Below are 18,435 nucleotides of genomic sequence, written 5' to 3'. Positions count from 1 at the left end.
CGATCGCGGCGGGGAAGCCACGGTTTTTTCCCGCCTCCGGCGCGGGGGGCATTGCGCGCTTGTGTCACGCCCCCCGCTGGGCTAGGCGGGCTTTCGGGAGACCGAAGGTGTTGCTGTGCTGCTTTATCAGGTTCTGATTACGCTCGCTGCGCCCGTTCTGGTGCTTGCCCTGCTGATCCGCCGCTGGCGCGGCCGGGAGGACAGCGGCGCCCTGCGCGAGCGACTGGGCGCGGCGTCCCGCCCGACCGACCCGGGCCCGACCCTCTGGATCCACGGCGCGAGCAACGGCGAGCTCAATTCCGCCCGGGTCTTCATCGACAAGCTGCGCGCGCGCTACCCCAAGTATCGCCTCTTGATCACCTGCAACACCGTGACCGCCCGCGACATGGCCCGCGGCTGGGGTCTGCCGCAAACCCGCGCCCAGCTCGCGCCGCTCGATCTGCGGTGGGTCGCGCGGCGGCTCATCCGGGCCAATGACATCCGCGCGCTGATCATCATCGAAAACGAATTCTGGCCCAACCGCTTTCTCGCCGCAGCCGAGGCGGCCCTGCCCGTGATCGTCCTTGGCGCGCGCATCTCGCGCCGCTCGGCGGCCCGCTGGGAGAAACTCTCCGTGATCTCGCGGATCGTGCTGGAAAGCGTGCGGCTTCTCTCGGCGCAGGATGGCGACAGCCAGGACCGCTTCGTCGCGCTCGGCCTGCCCAACGCGCGCGTTGCGCCCCGGCTCAACCTCAAGGCGCTTTACGATCCGCCCGAGGTTGCCGGGCCAAACCCGCTCGCCGGGATCTGGCCGCGCGAGGCAACGTGGCTCGCCGCATCGACCCACAACGGCGAAGACGAGATCATCATCGCCGCCCATCTCGCCGCCCTTGTCGCCAAACCCGAGCTTCGCCTCATCCTCGCCCCGCGCCACCCGGACCGGGGCGACAGGATCGCGCGCCTGCTGCAGGACGCGGGTCTGCGCGTTGCCCGCCGCAGCGTCGGCGCGTCGATTGACGCCGAAACGCAGGTCCTGCTCGCCGACACCATGGGCGAGATGCCGAATTGGTACTCTGCCGCCCGCGCCTGTTTCATCGGCGGATCGCTCGCGCCGCGCGGGGGGCACACGCCCTACGAGCCCGCCGCCCATGACTGCGCCCTGCTGCACGGGCCGCACCTGGAGAACTTCGCCCGCATCTATTCGCGGCTCCAGCAGGAGGACGGCGCGCTTCTGGTGCGCGATGCGGGGGAGCTTCAGGCCGGGATCATCGCCGCGATGGAGCCCGCCCGCGCCGCCGAGCTGTGCCACAACGCGCGCCGGGCCCTCACCTCGGAACAGGATGTGGACGGGCTGTTTTCGCGGCTTGACCCGCTGCTGCGATGAGCGACGAGCTGCCCTGGCAAGAGGCCGAAGCGCCCGATCTCGACGCGATCGAGACGCTCGCGCGCGCGGCCATGAGCGGGCTCCCGGCGCAGTTTCGCGCCGCCGCCGCGCAGGTCCTGCTGCGGATTGCCGATCTGCCCGATGACGCGATGCTCGATGACCTCGGGATCGACAGCCCGTTCGAATTGACCGGGCTCTACGAGGGCGTGCCTCTGACCGAAAAGTCCTTTGACGATCCCGCCGGCCCGCCGGATACGATCTGGCTCTTCCGCCGCCCGATCCTCGATGAATGGGCTGACCGGGGCACGGTCACCCTCGGCGCGCTGGTCTCCCACGTGCTGGTGCACGAGCTGGCGCATCATTTCGGCTGGACCGACGAGGAGATCGCGCGCATCGACCGGTGGTGGGAATAGCTCAGCGCCAGGCCGCGAGCCGATCCTCAAGCGGGCGCAGCCGCGCGCGCACCACATCACTGATAGCCCCGTGGCGCGGCGCATCCCGCAGTTGGGTGATCCAGTGCGGCTCCGGCGCGCGACCGGCGCGCTTGCCGGTCCAGCGCAGATCCCGCAACACCGCCTGCGCCGGAGCGGGCAACTCTTCGGGCACCGGCAGATCGTTGAGCACGGCCCAGACCCCGGCCCAGAGCCGCCCGACCGTCCAGGGATTGTAGCCGCCCCCGCCGAGCACGAGCAGCCGATCCGTCTGCGCCTTGAGCGCGGCCACGATGCGCCAGTGGGAGGTGTTGGACAGCGAGAGCCGCGAGAGGGGATCCTCGGCCACCGCATCCGCCCCGCATTGCAGCACCACCGCCTCGGGCCGGAACCGCTCCAGCGCCGGCAGGATCAGCCGCTCGCGCACCAGCGCCATGTCGTCATCGTGAAACCCGCGGGGCACCGGCAGGTTGAAGACCTGCCCCCGGCCAGCCTCCTCCAGCGCGCCGGTGCGCGGCCAGCGATCCACCTCATGGACCGAGAGCTGCAGCACATCGGGATCATCCCGCAATGCGGCCTCGACACCATCGGGATGATGGGCGTCGATATCGATGTACGCCAATCGCCGCAGCCCCGCGCGCCGCAGGCTCAGAAGCGCGATCACCGGATCGTTGAGATAGCAAAACCCGTTGGCCCGGTCCGGCATCCCGTGATGCGTGCCGCCGCCGGGCACGTGCCAGAGACCCGGCCCCTTGCCGAGCGCATCGGCGGCGAGCATGACCGCCCCCGCCCCGGTGGCCGGGCGGCGGAAGATCTCGGGAAAGACCGGGTTGGCCACCGTACCGAGCCCGTGGCGCGCCCGCACCGCCTCCGAGACCTGCCCGTCCCGCTCTGCGGCCATCAGCGCGGCGAGATACTCCGGCGTGTGAAACAGCTCCAGCGCGGCGGGCTTGGCCCGCGGGCTGATCCGGTACTGCCCCGGCGCGAGCCAGCCCATCGCCCGCACCAGATCCATCACCGTCGACACCCGCGGCACCGCGAGAGGATGCCACGCGCCATAGCTCGACCCGCGATAGATCTCGGAGCCCACGAAACGCGGGCTCCCGCCGCTCATCTCCATGCCGCATTCCGGCGCCTCGGCCACGCAATTTTATGTCGCACTCGCTCGACATTCCACATTGGATTGTTACACTTCCTTGATCTACACGCTATATCTGTCCCCAGCGTAAGGTTACCGAGGTCCTTGTCCATGTCGTTTCACCGCACGTCCGAATTGCCGATGGCGCTCCGCCGGGGTCGCAAGCGGGAGATGCGCGTGCAGTTTGCGGCCCTGCCCTACCGGTTCGAACATGGCGAGCTGAAGTTCCTCCTGATCACCAGCCGCGAGACCCGGCGCTGGATCGTGCCCAAGGGCTGGCCCATGGACGGGATGACCCCCTCGCAGAGCGCGCTGATCGAGGCCTATGAGGAAGCCGGGGTCAACGGGACGGCCCACGAAAGCTGCATCGGCATGTTCAACTACTTCAAGCGGCTCGACAAGAAGACCAACCTCAATTGCCTCGTGATGGTGTTCCCGATCCGCGTGACGCGGCTCTCCAAGGATTGGCCCGAACGGCCCGAGCGCAAGCGCAAGTGGCTGGGCCGCGAGAAGGCCGCCAGGAAGGTCGATGACGCGGGCATGGCCCAGATCATCCGCGACTTCGATCCGGCGGTATTTCCCGCCCGCTGAGCCGCGCCCGGCCCGCTGGCGCGGCGTGATCCCGCCTTGATCCCGTTCCGACAATGGTTATGTCATAAGGGCTTCCAGCCAAGTGATGGGCCATGATTCACTACGCGTTGAAATGTCAGCACGGGCACAGCTTCGAGAGCTGGTTTCAGTCGTCCGATGCCTTCGAGACGCTGAAATCCGCGGGGCATGTGGCCTGTGCCGTGTGCGGCAGCTCGGAGGTCGAGAAATCGCTCATGGCGCCGCGCGTCGCCGCGCCCCGGTCCAAGGCGCCCGATGCGGCGCTCTCCACCCCAGCCAACCCGGCCGAGGCGGCCTTGGCAGAGATGCGCCGCAAACTCGCCGAGAGCAGTGAATATGTCGGCACGCGCTTCGCCGATGAGGCCCGCGCGATGCATGACGGCGCCGCCGAGCAGCGCGCGATCCATGGCGAAGCCCGGCTCGAAGACGCGAAACGTCTGGTCGAGGATGGCGTGCCGATCGCGCCCCTGCCCTTCGTGCCGCCGCGCAAGACCCACTGAGGCCGCGCCATGCCGCTCGCCGCCCCCGAGGAGATGCCCGATGCCTTTGCGCGGGCCTGGATGGGGCGGGATGCGCGGGCGCTGGCGGCGCTGTTCGCCGAGGATGCGGAGTTCGTGAACGTGGTCGGGCTCTGGTGGCATGATCGGGGCGCGATCGAGCGCGCGCATCACATCGGCCTCACCACCTCTTTCGCGCAAAGCACCCTGACCCCCGGCGCGATCCGCACCCGCCCGCTCGGGCCGGACGCGGCGATTGTTCAGGCGCGCTTCACCCTGACCGGCCAGACCGCGCCGGATGGCGCCCTCGCGGGCCCGCGCAAGACCGTGCTGAGCTTCGTGATGGCGCGCGCGGGCGAAGGCTGGCACTGCGTCATGGCGCAAAACACCGATGTGCAGCCCGGCGCGGAGACCTATCTCAACGACGGGCGCGCGCTGCGGCCCGAGGATTACCGCGCGTCGCGCTCCTCCTGATCCGCGCTCGAAAACTGCGCGGCCTGAGCCTGCGCGCAAAGCGCCAGCAGAGCGAAGAGGCACCGGCCCACAGGTCCGTGCGCGGCGAACGGATGTGGCGTGCCGAAGAGAGATATGTGTCGGGAAATTCCGGTGGCCCCAGCCCCGGACGGGCGTGATCTTGTGGCGAAAGTGCGGGCTGAGCGGCGCGGGATGTCACGCAGGCAAGACAGATGAGCAGAGCTGCGGGCAAGCGAAGGTTCATCCGGGGGGCCACGGGTAAGAATATCGGCCGGGAGGCGGCGAGCCCGTGGCTTGGGCGCAGTTTGCCCGGCGATCCGGCGGGCGCAATCGGCCTTGAGGGCGATGCTGCCTTGCCCTTTTGGCGCGCGGCGACTAAACCCGCGCGCGCAGCTTTCCGCAGCGGGACAAGACCATGCCCATTCTCGTGATGAAATTCGGCGGTACCTCCGTCGCCACGCTCGACCGGATCCGCCGCGCCGCCAAACGGGTCGGCGTTGAGGTGGCCAAGGGCTATGACGTCATCGTCATCGTCTCGGCCATGTCGGGCGAGACCAACAAGCTCGTGGGCTTTGTCGAGGAAACATCGCCGCTTTTCGATGCGCGCGAATACGATGCCGTCGTCTCCTCGGGCGAAAACGTCACGGCCGGGCTCATGGCGCTCACCTTGCAGGAAATGGACGTGCCCGCGCGCAGCTGGCAAGGCTGGCAGGTGCCGCTCAAGACCACCTCGGCGCATTCGGCCGCGCGGATCGTCGAGATCCCGAACGAGAACATCTTGCAGAAATTCGGCGAGGGGATGAAAGTCGCTGTCGTGGCGGGCTTTCAGGGGATCAGCGCCGAGGGCCGGATCACCACGCTGGGCCGGGGCGGCTCGGACACCACCGCCGTGGCCTTCGCCGCCGCTTTCGGGGCCGAGCGTTGCGACATTTATACGGATGTGGACGGGGTTTATACCACCGACCCGCGGATCTGCGAGAAGGCGCGCAAGCTCGACAAGATCGCCTTCGAGGAGATGCTGGAGCTCGCCTCGCTCGGGGCCAAGGTGCTCCAGACCCGCTCGGTCGAGCTCGCGATGCGCTACAAGGTGCGCCTGCGGGTGCTTTCAAGTTTCGAGGAACCATCCGACGAAGCCGGCACGCTCGTCTGCGATGAGGAGGAAATCATGGAACTCAATGTGGTATCCGGCGTCGCCTATTCGCGCGACGAAGCCAAAATGACGCTGGTGAGCGTGGCCGACCGGCCCGGCATCGCCTCGGCGATCTTCTCGCCGCTGTCGGAAGCGGGGATCCAGGTGGACATGATCGTCCAGAATATCTCCGAGGACGGCCGCACCGACATGACCTTCTCCTGCCCCACCAACCAGGTGGCGCGGGCCGAACAGGCGCTCAATGAGGCCAAGGACGCGGGCGGCATCAATTTCCATGAACTCATCGCCGACACCGGCGTCGCCAAGGTCTCGGTCGTGGGCATCGGGATGCGCAGCCACACCGGCGTTGCGGCCAAGATGTTCGAGGTCCTCGCGCGCGAGGGGGTCAACATCAAGGTCATCACAACTTCCGAGATAAAGATTTCCGTTCTGATCGACCGGAAATACATGGAACTCGCGGTGCAGGCCCTGCATGATGCCTTCGAGTTGGAAAAAGCGGCCTGATCCCGGAACCTGATCGGGGGACGCCGCGCGGGGCGGTCCGAGGACCGGGGGGCAGGCGAGAGGCAGATGGCGGATAGTCGCGAATCGGATAGCCGGAAGCTGCTTGGGCGGCTGCGCGATGTCATGGCCGATCGCACCGCGGGGCAGGAGCGGCTCGATCGCATCACCGCGCTGATCGCCGATTCCATGGGCACGGAAGTCTGCTCGATCTATCTTTTTCGCGACACCGAGACGCTTGAGCTGTGCGCCACCGAAGGGCTCAAGGCCGAGGCCGTGCACCAGACGCGGATGCGCCTCGGCGAGGGGCTCGTGGGCCGGGTTGCCGCCAATTCCAAGATCATCAACACGCCCGACGCCCCGATGGAGCGCGGGTTTCGGTACATGCCGGAGACCGGCGAGGAGATCTATTCGAGCTTCCTCGGCCTGCCGATCCAGCGGCTGGGGGAGACGCTCGGCGTGCTCGTCGTCCAGTCCAAGGCGGCGCGGGAATACTCCTCCGACGAGGTCTACGCGCTCGAAGTGGTGGCGATGGTTCTGGCCGAAATGGCCGAACTTGGCGCTTTTGTCGGCGAAGGGGCAGCCCTGCGTGCGCGTCATCAGGAGCCCGTCCTTATTCGCGGCACGGTGGGTCAGGAGGGCTCGGCCGAGGGGCATGTCTGGCTGCATGAGCCGCGCGTCGTCGTGACCAACCTCATCTCAGACGATCCGGTGGGCGAGCTGGCCCGGCTGTCCGAGGCGGTCGATACGCTCCGGGTGAGCGTCGATCAGATGCTCGAAGGCGCGCAGGACGGTGATGGCGAGCAGCTCAAGGTCCTCGAGACCTACCGTATGTTCGCCAACTCCAAGGGCTGGATGCGCCGGATGGAGGAGGACATTGCCAACGGTCTCTCCGCCGAAGCCGCCGTCGAAAAGGAGCAATCCACCGCGCGCGCGCGCATGGCCCGGGCGACGGATCCCTATTTGCGCGAGCGGCTCTACGATCTCGATGATCTCTCCAACCGTCTGCTGCGCATCCTCACCGGCCAGGGCCGCGAGACCGGGGCCGAAATCCCGGCCGATCCGGTCCTCATCGCGCGCAATATCGGGCCCGCCGAGCTTCTGGATTACGGGCGCTCGCTCAAGGCGATCGTGCTGGAGGAAGGCAGCGTCGGCAGCCACGCGGCGATCGTCGCCCGCGCGCTGGCGATTCCGCTGGTGATCCACGCCGGCCGCATCACCACAGAGGCGCTCAACGGCGATCAGATCATGGTCGACGGCGATCAGGGCGTCGTCCACCTGCGCCCCGACGAAACCGTCGCCTCCGCCTTCCGTGACAAAATGGCGATGCAGGCCGAGGCCCAGGAGCGCTATGCCTCGATCCGCGAAGTCGACTGCGTGTCCAAATGCGGCGCGCGGGTGAACCTGTTCATGAACGCCGGCCTGATGGCCGATCTTCCCTCGCTCGAAGGCTCCGGCGCCGAAGGGGTTGGCCTCTTCCGGACCGAGCTGCAATTCCTCGTCCGCAGCCAGATGCCCCGCCGTGGCGAGCTTTCGGCGCTTTATGCCCGCGTGCTCGACAGCGCCCAGGGCAAACCGGTCGTCTTTCGCACGCTCGACATCGGGTCGGACAAGGTCCTGCCCTACATGAAGAAGATCGACGAGCCCAATCCCGCGCTCGGCTGGCGCGCGATCCGGGTCGGGCTCGACAAACCCGGCGTGATGCGGATGCAGCTACAGGCGCTCATCCGCGCGGCTTGCGGGCGGGAGCTGAGCATCATGTTCCCCTTCGTGGCGCAATATGACGAGTATCGCGCCGCGCGGGCCGAGGTCGACAAGGCGCTCGCGCGCGAGGAGCGGCTGGGCCACACCCTGCCCGAAAAGCTCGAAGTGGGGGCGATGCTGGAGACACCGTCGCTCGCCTACGCGCCGATGAAATTCTTCGAGGAGGTGGATTTCATCTCCATCGGCGGCAACGATCTCAAGCAGTTTTTCTTTGCAGCCGACCGCGAAAACGAACTGGTCCGCCGCCGGTACGACACGCTCAACGTCTCGTTCCTGAGCTTCATCGAGCGCATCGTGGAGCGCTGCAACATCGCCGGCACACCGCTGAGTTTCTGCGGTGAGGATGCGGGCCGGCCGATCGAGGCGCTTTGCCTTGCGGCGATGGGCTTGCGGTCTCTGTCGATGCGCCCGGCCTCGATCGGACCGGTCAAATCCCTGCTCATGCGCAGCGATCTCGGCCAGGTCCGCAAACAGATCCACGACGCCCGCCACCGCGGCGATCAAAGCGTGCGGCCCGCGCTGATGCGCTGGCTGGCGGAAGAGGGAAGCTGAGGGCCGCAGGCGCCGGGTCGGCTCACGCCTTGGCGCGGATCACCTGAAGGAGCGGCATGAGTTGGCCCATGTCGGGCCCCGATGCGCGCCCCGTAAGCGCCTTGCGCAGCGGCATGAAGAGGCCCCGCCCCTTGCGGCCGGTTGCGGATTTGACCGCCGTGGTCCAGCTGCTCCAGCTCTGCGCGTCATAGGGCCCGTCGGGCAGCATCGCCAGCGCCTCGGCGACGAACTCCCGGTCCTCATCCTCGATCAACGGCTCGGCCCCGTCGCGGCAGAGCGCCCACCAGTCGCCAAGCTCCAGCCGCGTTTCGATATTGTCGCGCATGACGATCCAGAACCGCTCGGCCTGCGCCTCCGGCACACCAAGCGCGGCGATTTCGTCCGAAACCTCGGAGAACGGCGTCTTCTGCAGCACGTTCGCGGTCAGCGGAAAGAGATCGGCCTCGTCGAATTTCGTCGGCGCCGCGCCGAAATGGCTCAGGTCGAACCCCTCGACCAGCTCATCGATGGAGCCGAAAAGCTCGACCGGCTGGCTGGAGCCCAGCCGCGCCATCAGGCTCACCAGCGCCATCGGCTCGACCCCCCGCGCGCGCAGATCGCGCAGAGAGAGCGTCCCGAGCCGTTTCGAAAGCGCCTCGCCTTGCGGGCCGGTCAGCAGCGAGTGATGCGCGAAACTCGGGGCCGTGCCGCCGAGCGCCTCGATGATCTGGATCTGGGTCGCGGTGTTGGTCACGTGGTCGGAGCCGCGCACCACATGGGTCACGCCCATCTCGATGTCATCGACCACGGAGGCCAACGTGTAGAGCATCTGGCCATCGGCGCGGATCAGCACCGGATCGGAGACCGACGCCGCATCGATGGAAATATCCCCAAGGATCCCGTCGGCCCATTCGATGCGCTCGTGATCGAGCTTGAAGCGCCAGAACCCGTCGCCCCGCTCGGCCCGCAGCGCCGCTTTTTCCTCGTCCGAGAGCGCCAGCGCCGCGCGGTCATAGACCGGGGGCTTGCCCATGTTGAGCTGTTTCTTGCGCTTCAGGTCAAGCTCCGTCGGCGTCTCGAACCCCTCGTAGAACCGCCCGATCTCGCGCAGCTTGTCCGCCGCCGCGAGGTAGCGCTCCATCCGCTCGGACTGCCGCTCGACCCGATCCCAGGTGATCCCGAGCCACTCCAGATCCTCCTTGATCGCGTCGACATACTCTTCGCGCGAGCGCTCCTGATCGGTGTCATCAATGCGCAGGATGAACTGGCCGCCCGCCTTGCGCGCGATCAGATGGTTGAACAGCGCGGTGCGCAGGTTGCCGACATGGATGTACCCTGTGGGCGAGGGGGCAAAACGCGTGACGGTCATTCGGGATCTCCTAACTCGGCAGTGCCTTTTCACAGCGCCCCGGTTTTGTCCAGCTTTCCCCGGCGCTGGCGGCGATTAAGGGTTCGGTAAACCGCCCGCACTATCGTCTCATCAAATCGCAGTGGTGAGTCGTCTGGTGTCAAAAAGTTTCTCGGTCTTCGCACTGATCGGCGCGGTCATGCTCGGGCCGGTTCTGGCAATCGCCGCCGCGCCGCTGCCCGATACCGGGCCGGTCGTCGTCGTGACGCCCCCCTGGAAAGACGCTGAAAGCGTCATCGAAGCCGCTGGTGGCCGCGTGATCGCGCCCGCCCCTGCGGTGCTTGCTGCAGCCGGGGATGGCGATGCGGAGTTTCTCCGCAAGCTGTCCGGAGCCGGTGCCTGGGCGGTCCTTCCGGCCGCGTTCTTTGCTCAACTCTGTGGAATTACCTTATGACAGCACCAGCCTCGAAACTTGAGATCGCACAGGAGCGCGCCGCTGGCATCCTGCGCATCGCCGGGTTCGCCTTCGTCGCCCTCAACACCGGGGCCGCGCTCTTCACCGGGGTAAACGCTGTGGTCATTCTCGTGGCCTCGCTGCTCTGCGCCGTCGCGGGCCTCTCGTCGGGCCGGATCGGGGGCGCGAACGGGCGCATGGTCCTTGCCGTCTTCTTCCTCGCGCAGGTCATGGTCCTGACGTCGGCCTTCTCCGGGCACCCCTGGCAACTCGACAGCCACATGGTCTATTTCGCCGCCCTCGCGGCCCTGGTCTCCATGGCCGATATCCGCGCGATCCTCGTGGCCGCCGCCGTGGTGGTCGTGCACCACCTGAGCCTGACGGTCCTGCTTCCCGCGCTCATTTACCCGGACGGGCTGCTTCTGGGCAACATCGGCCGGACGCTGTTTCACGGCGCCGTCGTCGCCTTCGAGGTGCTCGCGCTGATCCAATCCGTCCACTCCCGCCTGAAACTCAGCGCCGAGAACGAACAGCAACTGGAGGAGGCCGGGCGCCTGACGGCCAAGGCCGAAGAGGGCATGCAGGACGCCGAGACCGCCCAGGCCGAAGCGCTGCGCGCCAAGGTCGCGGCCCAGACCGCGCTTGATGACATGACCGCGGCCCAGACCCGCGCCGAGGAAGAGCAGCGCCGGAGCCTCGAGCTTCAGGCCGCCGCTCAGGCGCAGGAGGCCGAGGAGGCCCGCCGCATGGCCCGCACCGCGGACGAACAGAAACGCGTGACCGAAGCGCTGCGCGCAGGGCTCAGCCGCCTCGCCGACGGGCATCTCGATGTGCGGATCGACGAGAGCTTCCCCGCCGAATACGAAGAGCTCCGCCACCATTTCAACAGCGCGCTCGAAGGTCTGCGCGCCACCGTTTCGGATGTGATGCGCCATACCTTCTCGGTGCAGGAGGAGGTCCAGAGTATCAGCGAGGCCGCCAATTCTCTGTCGCATCAGACCGAGATCCAGTCCCAGCACCTCGAACAGACATCGAGCGCACTGGCGCAAATCACCAGCAGCGTAAGCAGTGCCACAGGCCGCGCCAACACCGCTTGCGACAAGGTGTCCAAGACGCGCACCAATGCCCATGAGGGCGGCGATATTGTGGCCTCGGCCATCGAGGCGATGAAGGGGATCGCGGACAGCTCCGAGAAAATCTCGCGCATCACCTCGGTCATCGACGACATCTCGTTCCAGACCAACCTTCTCGCGCTCAACGCAGGTGTCGAAGCGGCGCGGGCGGGCGATGCCGGGCGGGGCTTTGCCGTGGTCGCCTCCGAAGTGCGCGAACTGGCGCAGCGCTCTTCGGACGCCGCGCGCGAAATCGGTGAGTTGATCTCGCTCAGCGCCTCTCAGGTGAGCGCGGGTGTGGAGCGGGTCGAGAAGACCGGCACCGCGCTGGAAGGCATCGTTTCGGACGTGGAAGACATCTCCAACGACATCTCCGGCATCGCCCAATCCCTCGCCGACGAGTCGGGCGGCATCGGTGAGATCAACGATCGAATCGGCCAGATCGAAGCCGCGACGCGGACAATCGTCGCCCGGTTCGAAGAGACCTCCGCCGCCAGCAGCTCGGTCAGCAACGACATGCTGAACCTGCGCTCGATCGTCTCGCAATTCAGCACCGGCGACCCCAAAGGCAGCGGACAGCGCCGAGCGGGCTGAGCCCGCCGGTTACGGCCGGCTCAGCTGTCGTCGCGCCACCGGTTGGCAATCGGATAGCGCCGATCCAGCCAGAAGGCGCGCTTGCTGAGCCGTGTGCCCGGCGCGCTCTGGAACCGCTTGTATTCGCTGATATAGAGCAAGTGCTCGACCCGCTTGACCGTCTCGCGATCATAGCCCGCCGCGACGCAATCGGCGACCGAGGCATCCGCATCCACCAGCAGCGCGAGGATCCCGTCGAGGATCGGATAGTCCGGCAGGCTGTCGCTGTCCTTCTGATCAGGCCGGAGCTCCGCCGAGGGCGGCTTGTCGATGATCGCAGTGGGGATGACCTCGCCCTCCGGCCCCTTCATCCAGCCCCGGTGATGCGCATTGCGCCAACGGCAGATCTCGAAGACGCGGGTCTTGTAGAGATCCTTGATCGGGTTGTAGCCGCCCGCCATGTCGCCATAGATCGTCGCATAGCCGACCGCGACTTCCGACTTGTTGCCGGTGGTCAGCAGCATCTCGCCGAACTTGTTGGAGAGCGCCATCAGCAGCAGCCCGCGAATGCGCGACTGGATGTTCTCTTCGGTCAGGTCGGACTCGCGCCCCTCGAACAGCGGCGCGAGCGTATCGGTCACAGCCCCGCGGATGTCCGAAATCGCCATCACGTCATAGCGGCATCCCAGCGCCTCCACCGCGGCCCGCGCATCACCGAGCGAGGCCTCCGAGGTGTATTCCGACGGCATCATCACGCAGCGCACGTTCTCCGCCCCCAGCGCATCGCAGGCGATGGCCGCCACGAGCGCGCTGTCGACCCCGCCGGAAAGCCCCAGCAGCACCTTCTGGAACCCGCATTTGCGCAGGTAATCCCGCAGCGCGAGCGTCATCGCGTGGTAATCCTGCTCCAGCGTGTCGGGATGGATCGCGATCGGCCCCGGCTCGATCCGCCAGCCGTCCGGCCCGCGCGCGAGGTCCACGTGCACGATCCCCGGCTCGAACACCGGCAGTTGCAGCGCCAGTTCCCCGCCGGGATTGAGCGCGAAGCTGCCCCCGTCGAACACCTGATCGTCCTGCCCGCCCACCATGTTGAGGTAGAAGAGCGGCAGGCCCGTCTCGATCACCCGGCTGACCATATGGCTGCGGCGCACGTCCTGCTTGTCGCGGTAGTAGGGCGAGCCGTTGGGGATGAGCAGGAACTCCGCCCCGGTTTCCTCCAGCGTTTCGGCCACATCCGGAAACCAGGCGTCCTCGCAGATCGGGCTGCCCACACGGACCCCGCCCACGCTATAGGGCCCGCCGATGGGCCCGGAGTCGTAGATCCGCACCTCGTCGAACACGGTCTCATTGGGCAGATGATGCTTGAGCACCTGCGTCATGACGCGCCCGCCCTTTAGGATCCAGTAGGCGTTGAAGAGCTCGGCCCCCTCGACATAGGGCCCGCCGATCGCCATCGCCGGCCCTTCCGCGCAGTCCGCCGCGAGGCGCTCCAGAACCTCCGCCACCTTGATCTGCACCGCCCGCTTGGCGACGAGATCCTGCGGATTGTAGCCGAGGATGAACGTCTCGGGCAGGGCCACAAGCTGCGATCCGGCCGCGCGCGCGTCTTCCCACGCCGCCCGCGCCTGGGCCGCATTGCCCTCGATATCGCCCATGACGGGGTTCAACTGCGCCAGCGTCAGCCGGAATGTGTCGGCCATGACCAATCCTCTTTTCGCGTCTTCGCCGCTCTTTACCAGACTGGCCTTCAGGAGAAAGGCCAAGTTTCAAAAGAGATTGCCGCAACGCGCCCCAAAGACTACGGTCTTCCGCGACACGACACGCCGGGGGTCCGCCCCGCTGACGACAAAGGTGAGCATGATGCGCTTTCTTTTCGCCGCCAAGGGGCTGGCCATCGCGGCCGCCACGACGCTGGTCATCGGCTCCGCCGCAACGGCCCAGGCCCAATCGGGCCGATCCCAGGTCAAGCAATATGACGATGGCGGTCTCTACGAGGGGACGTTCAACGACAACGGCCTGCAGCACGGGCGCGGAAGCTACCGGCTTCCCAACGGGTTCGAATACACCGGCGACTGGCTGGATGGCGAAATTACCGGGACGGGCGAAGCGCGCTATCCTGACGGCGCGGTCTATGTCGGCAGCTTCCTGCGGGGCAAACCCCACGGGACCGGCAAGATCACATACTCCGATGGCGGCACCTACGAGGGCACCTGGCAAGAGGGCGATATCACCGGGACGGGCCTCGCGCGCTATCCCAACGGCGCCTTCTACGAGGGGGAGTTTCGGGATGGCCAATACCACGGCGAAGGGCGGCTCGAACACGCGGACGGGCATGTGTTCGAGGGCAGCTGGGAAGACGGAATGCAGGCGGGCCAAGGGCGCATCCTCTACCCGACGGGCGAAAGCTACGACGGCGAGATCGCCGAAGGCAGCCCCGATGGCACCGGTAGGCTGACGCAGCCGGACGGGCTCCAGTACGAGGGCGAATGGGCCGCAGGACAGATCGAGGGCACCGGAACCCTGCGCTACAGCAACGGCGACACCTACACCGGGCAGTTCACCGCCGGCGAGCGCAACGGCGAGGGCACGATGACCTATGCCAACGGGGATGTCTTTGAAGGGACCTTCAAGGAAGATCGCCGCCATGGCGCGGGAACGCTCACTGGCGCGGACGGCTATCACTACACCGGCAACTGGGACGCCGGGCGCATCAACGGCCACGGCACGGTGACTTACCCCGACGGGTCGCAATACACCGGCCAGTTCAGGGACGAACAGGCCCACGGCATCGGCAAGATAAGCTACCCCGACGGCAGCACCTACGAAGGAGACTGGGTTGACGGTGTCATCGAGGGCAAGGGCCGGGCGGAATATGCCAACGGCATAAGCTACGAAGGCGATTTCGCCAACGCCAAGAGCCACGGGTTCGGCGTGCTGCGCTTTGCGAACGGGTTCGAATACGAGGGCGCCTGGGTCGAAGGCCGACGCACCGGCGAGGGCACGGCGCGGTATGAGGACGGCACGATCTACGCCGGCAGCTTCCTCAACGGCAAGCGCCACGGAATCGGTGCGATGACGGTCCCCAACGGGTTTCGCTACGACGGCGCCTGGCTGAACGGCGAGATGACCGGCACGGGAACGGCCACCTATGCCAGCGGCGATCGCTACGAAGGACAGTTCGAAAGCGGCCGGCGTCACGGCACCGGCACCTTGTATTATGCCAGCGGCGAGGTGCGGTCCGGCATCTGGCACAATGGAATTCTCCACGGCGGCGGAGCGGCAGCGCCCAACCTCACCGACTGACCGTTTTCTGATCAATCAGAAAACGTGCCGGAAAATGATTGATCATTTTCCGGGGTGCGCCCAGCCCTTCAGTGGGTCCATGGTGTCTTCCGGGTGGTCGAGAAATTGTCGCCATACCCTTGGGGGCGGATATTGGGCTTGCGCGGGTGCGGGGGTTGGATCTGCACCTCAAGCCCATGCGCCTCGGCGTAGTCCAGCGCCGCGTCCTTGGTCGGGAACCGAAGCCGCACCTGCGACGGCATATCTTTCGAAGAGGTCCAGCCCATCAGCGGGTCGATATCCCGCGCCTCCGCCGGCGCGAATTCAAGGACCCAATCTTGCGTCTTGCCCATGCCGGACTGCATGGCCGACCGAGCGGGTTGATAGATCCGTGCGCGCATGGTTCAGTCCCTGTCTTGAGCCCCCGGAGTATCGCGCGTCCATCGCCTTCGTTCAAGCGCCGAAGCCACCCTCGGCCGCCTTCTGCCCCGCCATGGCTTGAAGAAGAACAAAAACGGACCAACTCTGGGGCTCAGGAAGGAATCACCCATGCCCTATACGCATTCCGACAAATCCATGCCGATGATGAGCGCCCCGGCGCCCGAAATCGGCCAACGAGACAAGCTCGAGGGCGGCAAACCCTTCGTCATGGCCACCGAGTTCGAGCCCGCCGGGGACCAGCCCACCGCCATCGCCGAGCTCGCGACCGGCGTTCAGGAGGGCGAGCGCGATCAGGTCCTGCTCGGCGCGACCGGCACGGGCAAGACCTTTACCATGGCCAAGATCATCGAGGAGACACAGCGCCCGGCGATCATCCTCGCCCCCAACAAGACGCTCGCCGCCCAGCTTTATGGCGAGTTCAAGGGGTTCTTTCCCGACAACGCCGTCGAGTATTTCGTCTCCTATTACGACTACTACCAGCCAGAGGCCTATGTCCCCCGCTCCGACACCTTCATCGAGAAGGAAAGCCAGATCAACGAGCAGATCGACCGAATGCGCCACTCGGCCACCCGGGCGCTCCTGGAGCGCGACGACGTGATCATCGTGGCCTCCGTCTCCTGCATCTACGGCATCGGCTCGGTCGAGACCTATGGCGCCATGACGCAGGACCTGCTCGCCGGCAAGGAGTATGACCAGCGCGCGATCATCGCCGATCTCGTCGCCCAGCAGTACCGCCGCAACGACGCCGGGTTTCAGCGCGGCTCCTTCCGGGTGCGCGGCGACGTGCTGGAAATCTGGCCCGCCCACCTTGAGGACCGCGCGTGGCGGCTGTCCTTCTTCGGCGAGGAGTTGGAGGCGATCACCGAGTTCGATCCGCTCACCGGCCAGAAGACCGGCGATTTCGACCGCATCCGCGTCTATGCCAACTCCCACTACGTGACGCCGAAGCCGACGATGAAGCAGGCGGTCGTGTCGATCAAGAAGGAGCTTCGCCAGCGTCTCGACCAGCTCGTGAACGAGGGGAAACTGCTGGAGGCCCAACGGCTTGAACAGCGCACCAATTTCGACATCGAGATGCTGGAGGCCACCGGCGTCTGCAACGGGATCGAGAACTACTCGCGCTACCTGACGGGCCGCGCGCCCGGCGAGCCGCCCCCCACACTCTTCGAATTCATCCCCGACAACGCCATCGTCTTCGCCGATGAAAGCCACGTCTCGGTCCCCCAGATCGGCGCGATGTACAAGGGCGACTACCGCCGCAAGTTCACCCTCGCCGAGCACGGCTTCCGCCTGCCGTCCTGCATGGACAACCGTCCCCTCAAGTTCGAGGAATGGGACGCGATGCGCCCGCAATCGGTCTTCGTCTCCGCCACCCCGGCGGCATGGGAACTCGAACAGACCGGCGGCGTCTTCACCGAACAGGTCATCCGCCCCACCGGCCTCCTCGACCCCCTCGTCGAAATCCGCCCCGTGGAGACACAGGTGGACGACGTTCTCGACGAGATCCGCAAGGTGACGGCGCAGGGCTTCCGCACCCTCGTCACCACCCTGACCAAACGCATGGCCGAGGACCTGACCGAATACCTCCACGAGCAGGGCATCAAGATCCGCTACATGCACTCGGACATCGACACGATCGAACGCATCGAGATCCTGCGCGACCTGCGCCTCGGCGCGTTCGACGTGCTCGTGGGCATCAACCTGCTGCGCGAAGGGCTCGACATCCCCGAATGCGGTCTCGTCGCGATCCTCGATGCCGACAAGGAAGGCTTCCTGCGCTCCGAGACATCGCTGATCCAGACCATCGGCCGCGCCGCGCGCAACTCCGAAGGGCGCGTCATCATGTATGCCGACCGCATCACCGGCTCCATGGAGCGCGCCATGGCCGAAACCGACCGCCGCCGCGAAAAGCAGATCGCCTATAACGAGGCTCACGGCATCACACCGGCCACGATCCAGAAGAACGTCGAGGATATCCTCGCCGGGCTCTACAAGGGCGACACGGACATGTCCCGCGTCACCGCCAAGATCGACAATCCGCTGCACGGCGGGAACCTTGAGGCCGTCTTGGAGGGGCTCCGGGCGGACATGCGCAAGGCCGCCGAGAACCTCGAATTCGAAGAAGCCGCACGGTTGCGGGATGAGGTCAAACGGCTGGAGGCTGTGGATCTGGCAGTAGCGGACGACCCGCTCGCCCGGCAGCAAGCGGTGGAAAAGGCGAGCGACGAAGCCACGAAGGGGCGCGGACGCTCAACGGCTGGCCGGGCCGGGCAGCGGGGTGGGAATAAGAGGCGGGGGAGGTGAAGCGTCGTCGTAAGAAAAATAGTCTGCCGCGTGATCCACGCGTTTGCCAGATAATTCTGGACAACAACGCTTTACGACCGCCTGAAGATATTAAAGCTGATATTGTGAAAGAGTTCTTGAGATTAGGGTCAGGACTCATAGCCAATAAATGACGATTGCTGCGAGAGCGATGGCCGAGAGGAAGACCTTGGGGCAGCGATCATACCGGGTTGCGACGCGCCGCCAATCCTTGAGCCTGCCGAACATGATCTCAATCCTGTTGCGTCGCTTGTATCGACGCTGATCGTATTTCACGGGCGTCTTGCGTTGCTTTCGACCCGGGATGCAGGGCCTTATCCCTTTGTCTTTCAAAGCGTCTCTGAACCAGTCGGCGTCATAGCCACGGTCTCCGAGCAGCCAGTCTACATTCGGCAGGCTGCTCAGCAGTGCCCGCGCGCCGATGTAGTCGCTGACCTGACCAGCG

The 18,435-nt window shown here is 66.3% G+C and carries 16 protein-coding genes; 11 read left to right on the top strand and 5 right to left on the bottom strand.

Annotated elements, in window-relative coordinates:
• The first annotated feature begins 115 nt into the window (after nucleotides 1-115).
• Nucleotides 116-1,363 carry a 3-deoxy-D-manno-octulosonic acid transferase gene (locus tag BM353_RS13540; RefSeq protein ID WP_092081787.1) on the top strand — a complete coding sequence of 416 codons (1,248 nt, stop codon included), beginning with the start codon at nucleotides 116-118 and terminating at the stop codon, nucleotides 1,361-1,363.
• Nucleotides 1,360-1,776: a metallopeptidase family protein gene (locus tag BM353_RS13535; RefSeq protein WP_092081785.1), complete on the top strand. Its 417-nt coding sequence runs from the start codon at nucleotides 1,360-1,362 to the stop codon at nucleotides 1,774-1,776. Before BM353_RS13540 ends, BM353_RS13535 begins: the two co-directional genes overlap by 4 nt.
• 1 nt (nucleotide 1,777) lies before the next feature.
• Here BM353_RS13535 and BM353_RS13530 read toward each other — a convergent pair whose 3' ends face one another.
• Nucleotides 1,778-2,908: an acetoin utilization protein AcuC gene (locus BM353_RS13530; RefSeq protein ID WP_425439421.1), complete on the bottom strand. Its 1,131-nt coding sequence runs from the start codon at nucleotides 2,906-2,908 to the stop codon at nucleotides 1,778-1,780.
• A gap of 135 nt (nucleotides 2,909-3,043) precedes the next feature.
• Between BM353_RS13530 and BM353_RS13525 the strand changes: the two genes are divergently transcribed.
• From BM353_RS13525 to ptsP, 5 genes are all read left to right on the top strand, one after another.
• Nucleotides 3,044-3,523, top strand: a complete 480-nt coding sequence (locus BM353_RS13525; RefSeq protein ID WP_092081781.1) for an NUDIX hydrolase — start codon at nucleotides 3,044-3,046, stop codon at nucleotides 3,521-3,523.
• A gap of 92 nt (nucleotides 3,524-3,615) precedes the next feature.
• Nucleotides 3,616-4,041, top strand: a complete 426-nt coding sequence (locus tag BM353_RS13520) for a DUF1178 family protein (protein ID WP_092081779.1) — start codon at nucleotides 3,616-3,618, stop codon at nucleotides 4,039-4,041.
• A 9-nt stretch (nucleotides 4,042-4,050) separates the two neighbouring features.
• Nucleotides 4,051-4,512, top strand: coding sequence for an SgcJ/EcaC family oxidoreductase (locus BM353_RS13515; protein WP_092081777.1), 462 nt, complete (start codon nucleotides 4,051-4,053; stop codon nucleotides 4,510-4,512).
• A 415-nt stretch (nucleotides 4,513-4,927) separates the two neighbouring features.
• Nucleotides 4,928-6,166: an aspartate kinase gene (locus BM353_RS13510; RefSeq protein ID WP_092081775.1), complete on the top strand. Its 1,239-nt coding sequence runs from the start codon at nucleotides 4,928-4,930 to the stop codon at nucleotides 6,164-6,166.
• A 66-nt stretch (nucleotides 6,167-6,232) separates the two neighbouring features.
• Nucleotides 6,233-8,479, top strand: a complete 2,247-nt coding sequence (ptsP, locus tag BM353_RS13505; protein WP_092081773.1) for a phosphoenolpyruvate--protein phosphotransferase — start codon at nucleotides 6,233-6,235, stop codon at nucleotides 8,477-8,479.
• A gap of 22 nt (nucleotides 8,480-8,501) precedes the next feature.
• Here ptsP and gltX read toward each other — a convergent pair whose 3' ends face one another.
• Nucleotides 8,502-9,827, bottom strand: coding sequence for a glutamate--tRNA ligase (gene gltX / locus BM353_RS13500; RefSeq protein ID WP_092081771.1), 1,326 nt, complete (start codon nucleotides 9,825-9,827; stop codon nucleotides 8,502-8,504).
• A gap of 136 nt (nucleotides 9,828-9,963) precedes the next feature.
• On the opposite strand from gltX, the gene BM353_RS13495 reads away from it, so the two are divergent.
• A complete protein-coding gene (locus BM353_RS13495; protein WP_092081769.1) occupies nucleotides 9,964-10,260 on the top strand; it encodes a hypothetical protein in 297 nt (98 codons plus the stop codon).
• On the top strand, nucleotides 10,257-11,966 hold the full coding sequence (locus BM353_RS13490) for a methyl-accepting chemotaxis protein (protein WP_092081767.1): 1,710 nt from the start codon (nucleotides 10,257-10,259) through the stop codon (nucleotides 11,964-11,966). The genes BM353_RS13495 and BM353_RS13490 overlap by 4 nt, the downstream gene beginning before the upstream one ends.
• 20 nt (nucleotides 11,967-11,986) lie before the next feature.
• Here the strand turns inward: BM353_RS13490 and BM353_RS13485 are convergent, their stop codons facing one another.
• Nucleotides 11,987-13,645 (bottom strand): NAD+ synthase, encoded by a 1,659-nt coding sequence (locus tag BM353_RS13485; RefSeq protein WP_092081765.1) that lies wholly within the window; start codon nucleotides 13,643-13,645, stop codon nucleotides 11,987-11,989.
• A gap of 157 nt (nucleotides 13,646-13,802) precedes the next feature.
• Here BM353_RS13485 and BM353_RS13480 point away from each other — a divergent pair, with 157 nt between their 5' ends.
• Nucleotides 13,803-15,248 (top strand): 2-isopropylmalate synthase, encoded by a 1,446-nt coding sequence (locus BM353_RS13480; RefSeq protein WP_245759655.1) that lies wholly within the window; start codon nucleotides 13,803-13,805, stop codon nucleotides 15,246-15,248.
• 68 nt (nucleotides 15,249-15,316) lie between these two features.
• On the opposite strand, the gene BM353_RS13475 is transcribed toward BM353_RS13480, so the two are convergent.
• Nucleotides 15,317-15,628, bottom strand: coding sequence for an ETC complex I subunit (locus BM353_RS13475; protein ID WP_092081763.1), 312 nt, complete (start codon nucleotides 15,626-15,628; stop codon nucleotides 15,317-15,319).
• 148 nt (nucleotides 15,629-15,776) lie between these two features.
• On the opposite strand from BM353_RS13475, the gene uvrB reads away from it, so the two are divergent.
• Nucleotides 15,777-17,972, top strand: a complete 2,196-nt coding sequence (gene uvrB / locus BM353_RS13470) for an excinuclease ABC subunit UvrB (protein WP_092081761.1) — start codon at nucleotides 15,777-15,779, stop codon at nucleotides 17,970-17,972.
• 135 nt (nucleotides 17,973-18,107) lie between these two features.
• Here the strand turns inward: uvrB and BM353_RS13465 are convergent.
• Nucleotides 18,108-18,435 (bottom strand): IS5 family transposase (locus tag BM353_RS13465; protein WP_143104169.1); only part of this gene is annotated, 328 nt, incomplete at its 5' end.

This window comes from Poseidonocella sedimentorum (genome assembly GCF_900116005.1).
In the GTDB taxonomy this organism is placed as follows: Bacteria; Pseudomonadota; Alphaproteobacteria; order Rhodobacterales; family Rhodobacteraceae; genus Poseidonocella; species Poseidonocella sedimentorum.
The sequence above is the reverse complement of the archived record's forward strand: the minus strand, read 5'-3'. Positions and strand labels throughout refer to the sequence as shown.

Excerpts from the sequence above, each read along its gene's own strand:
- BM353_RS13535 (WP_092081785.1), top strand. The coding sequence starts at position 1,360 with ATGAGCGACGAGCTGCCCTGGCAAGAGGCCGAAGCGCCCGATCTCGAC.
- BM353_RS13530 (WP_425439421.1), bottom strand. The coding sequence starts at position 2,908 with ATGAGCGGCGGGAGCCCGCGTTTCGTGGGCTCCGAGATCTATCGCGGG.
- BM353_RS13525 (WP_092081781.1), top strand. The coding sequence starts at position 3,044 with ATGTCGTTTCACCGCACGTCCGAATTGCCGATGGCGCTCCGCCGGGGT.
- BM353_RS13520 (WP_092081779.1), top strand. The coding sequence starts at position 3,616 with ATGATTCACTACGCGTTGAAATGTCAGCACGGGCACAGCTTCGAGAGC.
- BM353_RS13515 (WP_092081777.1), top strand. The coding sequence starts at position 4,051 with ATGCCGCTCGCCGCCCCCGAGGAGATGCCCGATGCCTTTGCGCGGGCC.
- BM353_RS13510 (WP_092081775.1), top strand. The coding sequence starts at position 4,928 with ATGCCCATTCTCGTGATGAAATTCGGCGGTACCTCCGTCGCCACGCTC.
- ptsP (WP_092081773.1), top strand. The coding sequence starts at position 6,233 with ATGGCGGATAGTCGCGAATCGGATAGCCGGAAGCTGCTTGGGCGGCTG.
- gltX (WP_092081771.1), bottom strand. The coding sequence starts at position 9,827 with ATGACCGTCACGCGTTTTGCCCCCTCGCCCACAGGGTACATCCATGTC.
- BM353_RS13490 (WP_092081767.1), top strand. The coding sequence starts at position 10,257 with ATGACAGCACCAGCCTCGAAACTTGAGATCGCACAGGAGCGCGCCGCT.
- BM353_RS13485 (WP_092081765.1), bottom strand. The coding sequence starts at position 13,645 with ATGGCCGACACATTCCGGCTGACGCTGGCGCAGTTGAACCCCGTCATG.
- BM353_RS13480 (WP_245759655.1), top strand. The coding sequence starts at position 13,803 with ATGATGCGCTTTCTTTTCGCCGCCAAGGGGCTGGCCATCGCGGCCGCC.
- BM353_RS13475 (WP_092081763.1), bottom strand. The coding sequence starts at position 15,628 with ATGCGCGCACGGATCTATCAACCCGCTCGGTCGGCCATGCAGTCCGGC.
- uvrB (WP_092081761.1), top strand. The coding sequence starts at position 15,777 with ATGCCCTATACGCATTCCGACAAATCCATGCCGATGATGAGCGCCCCG.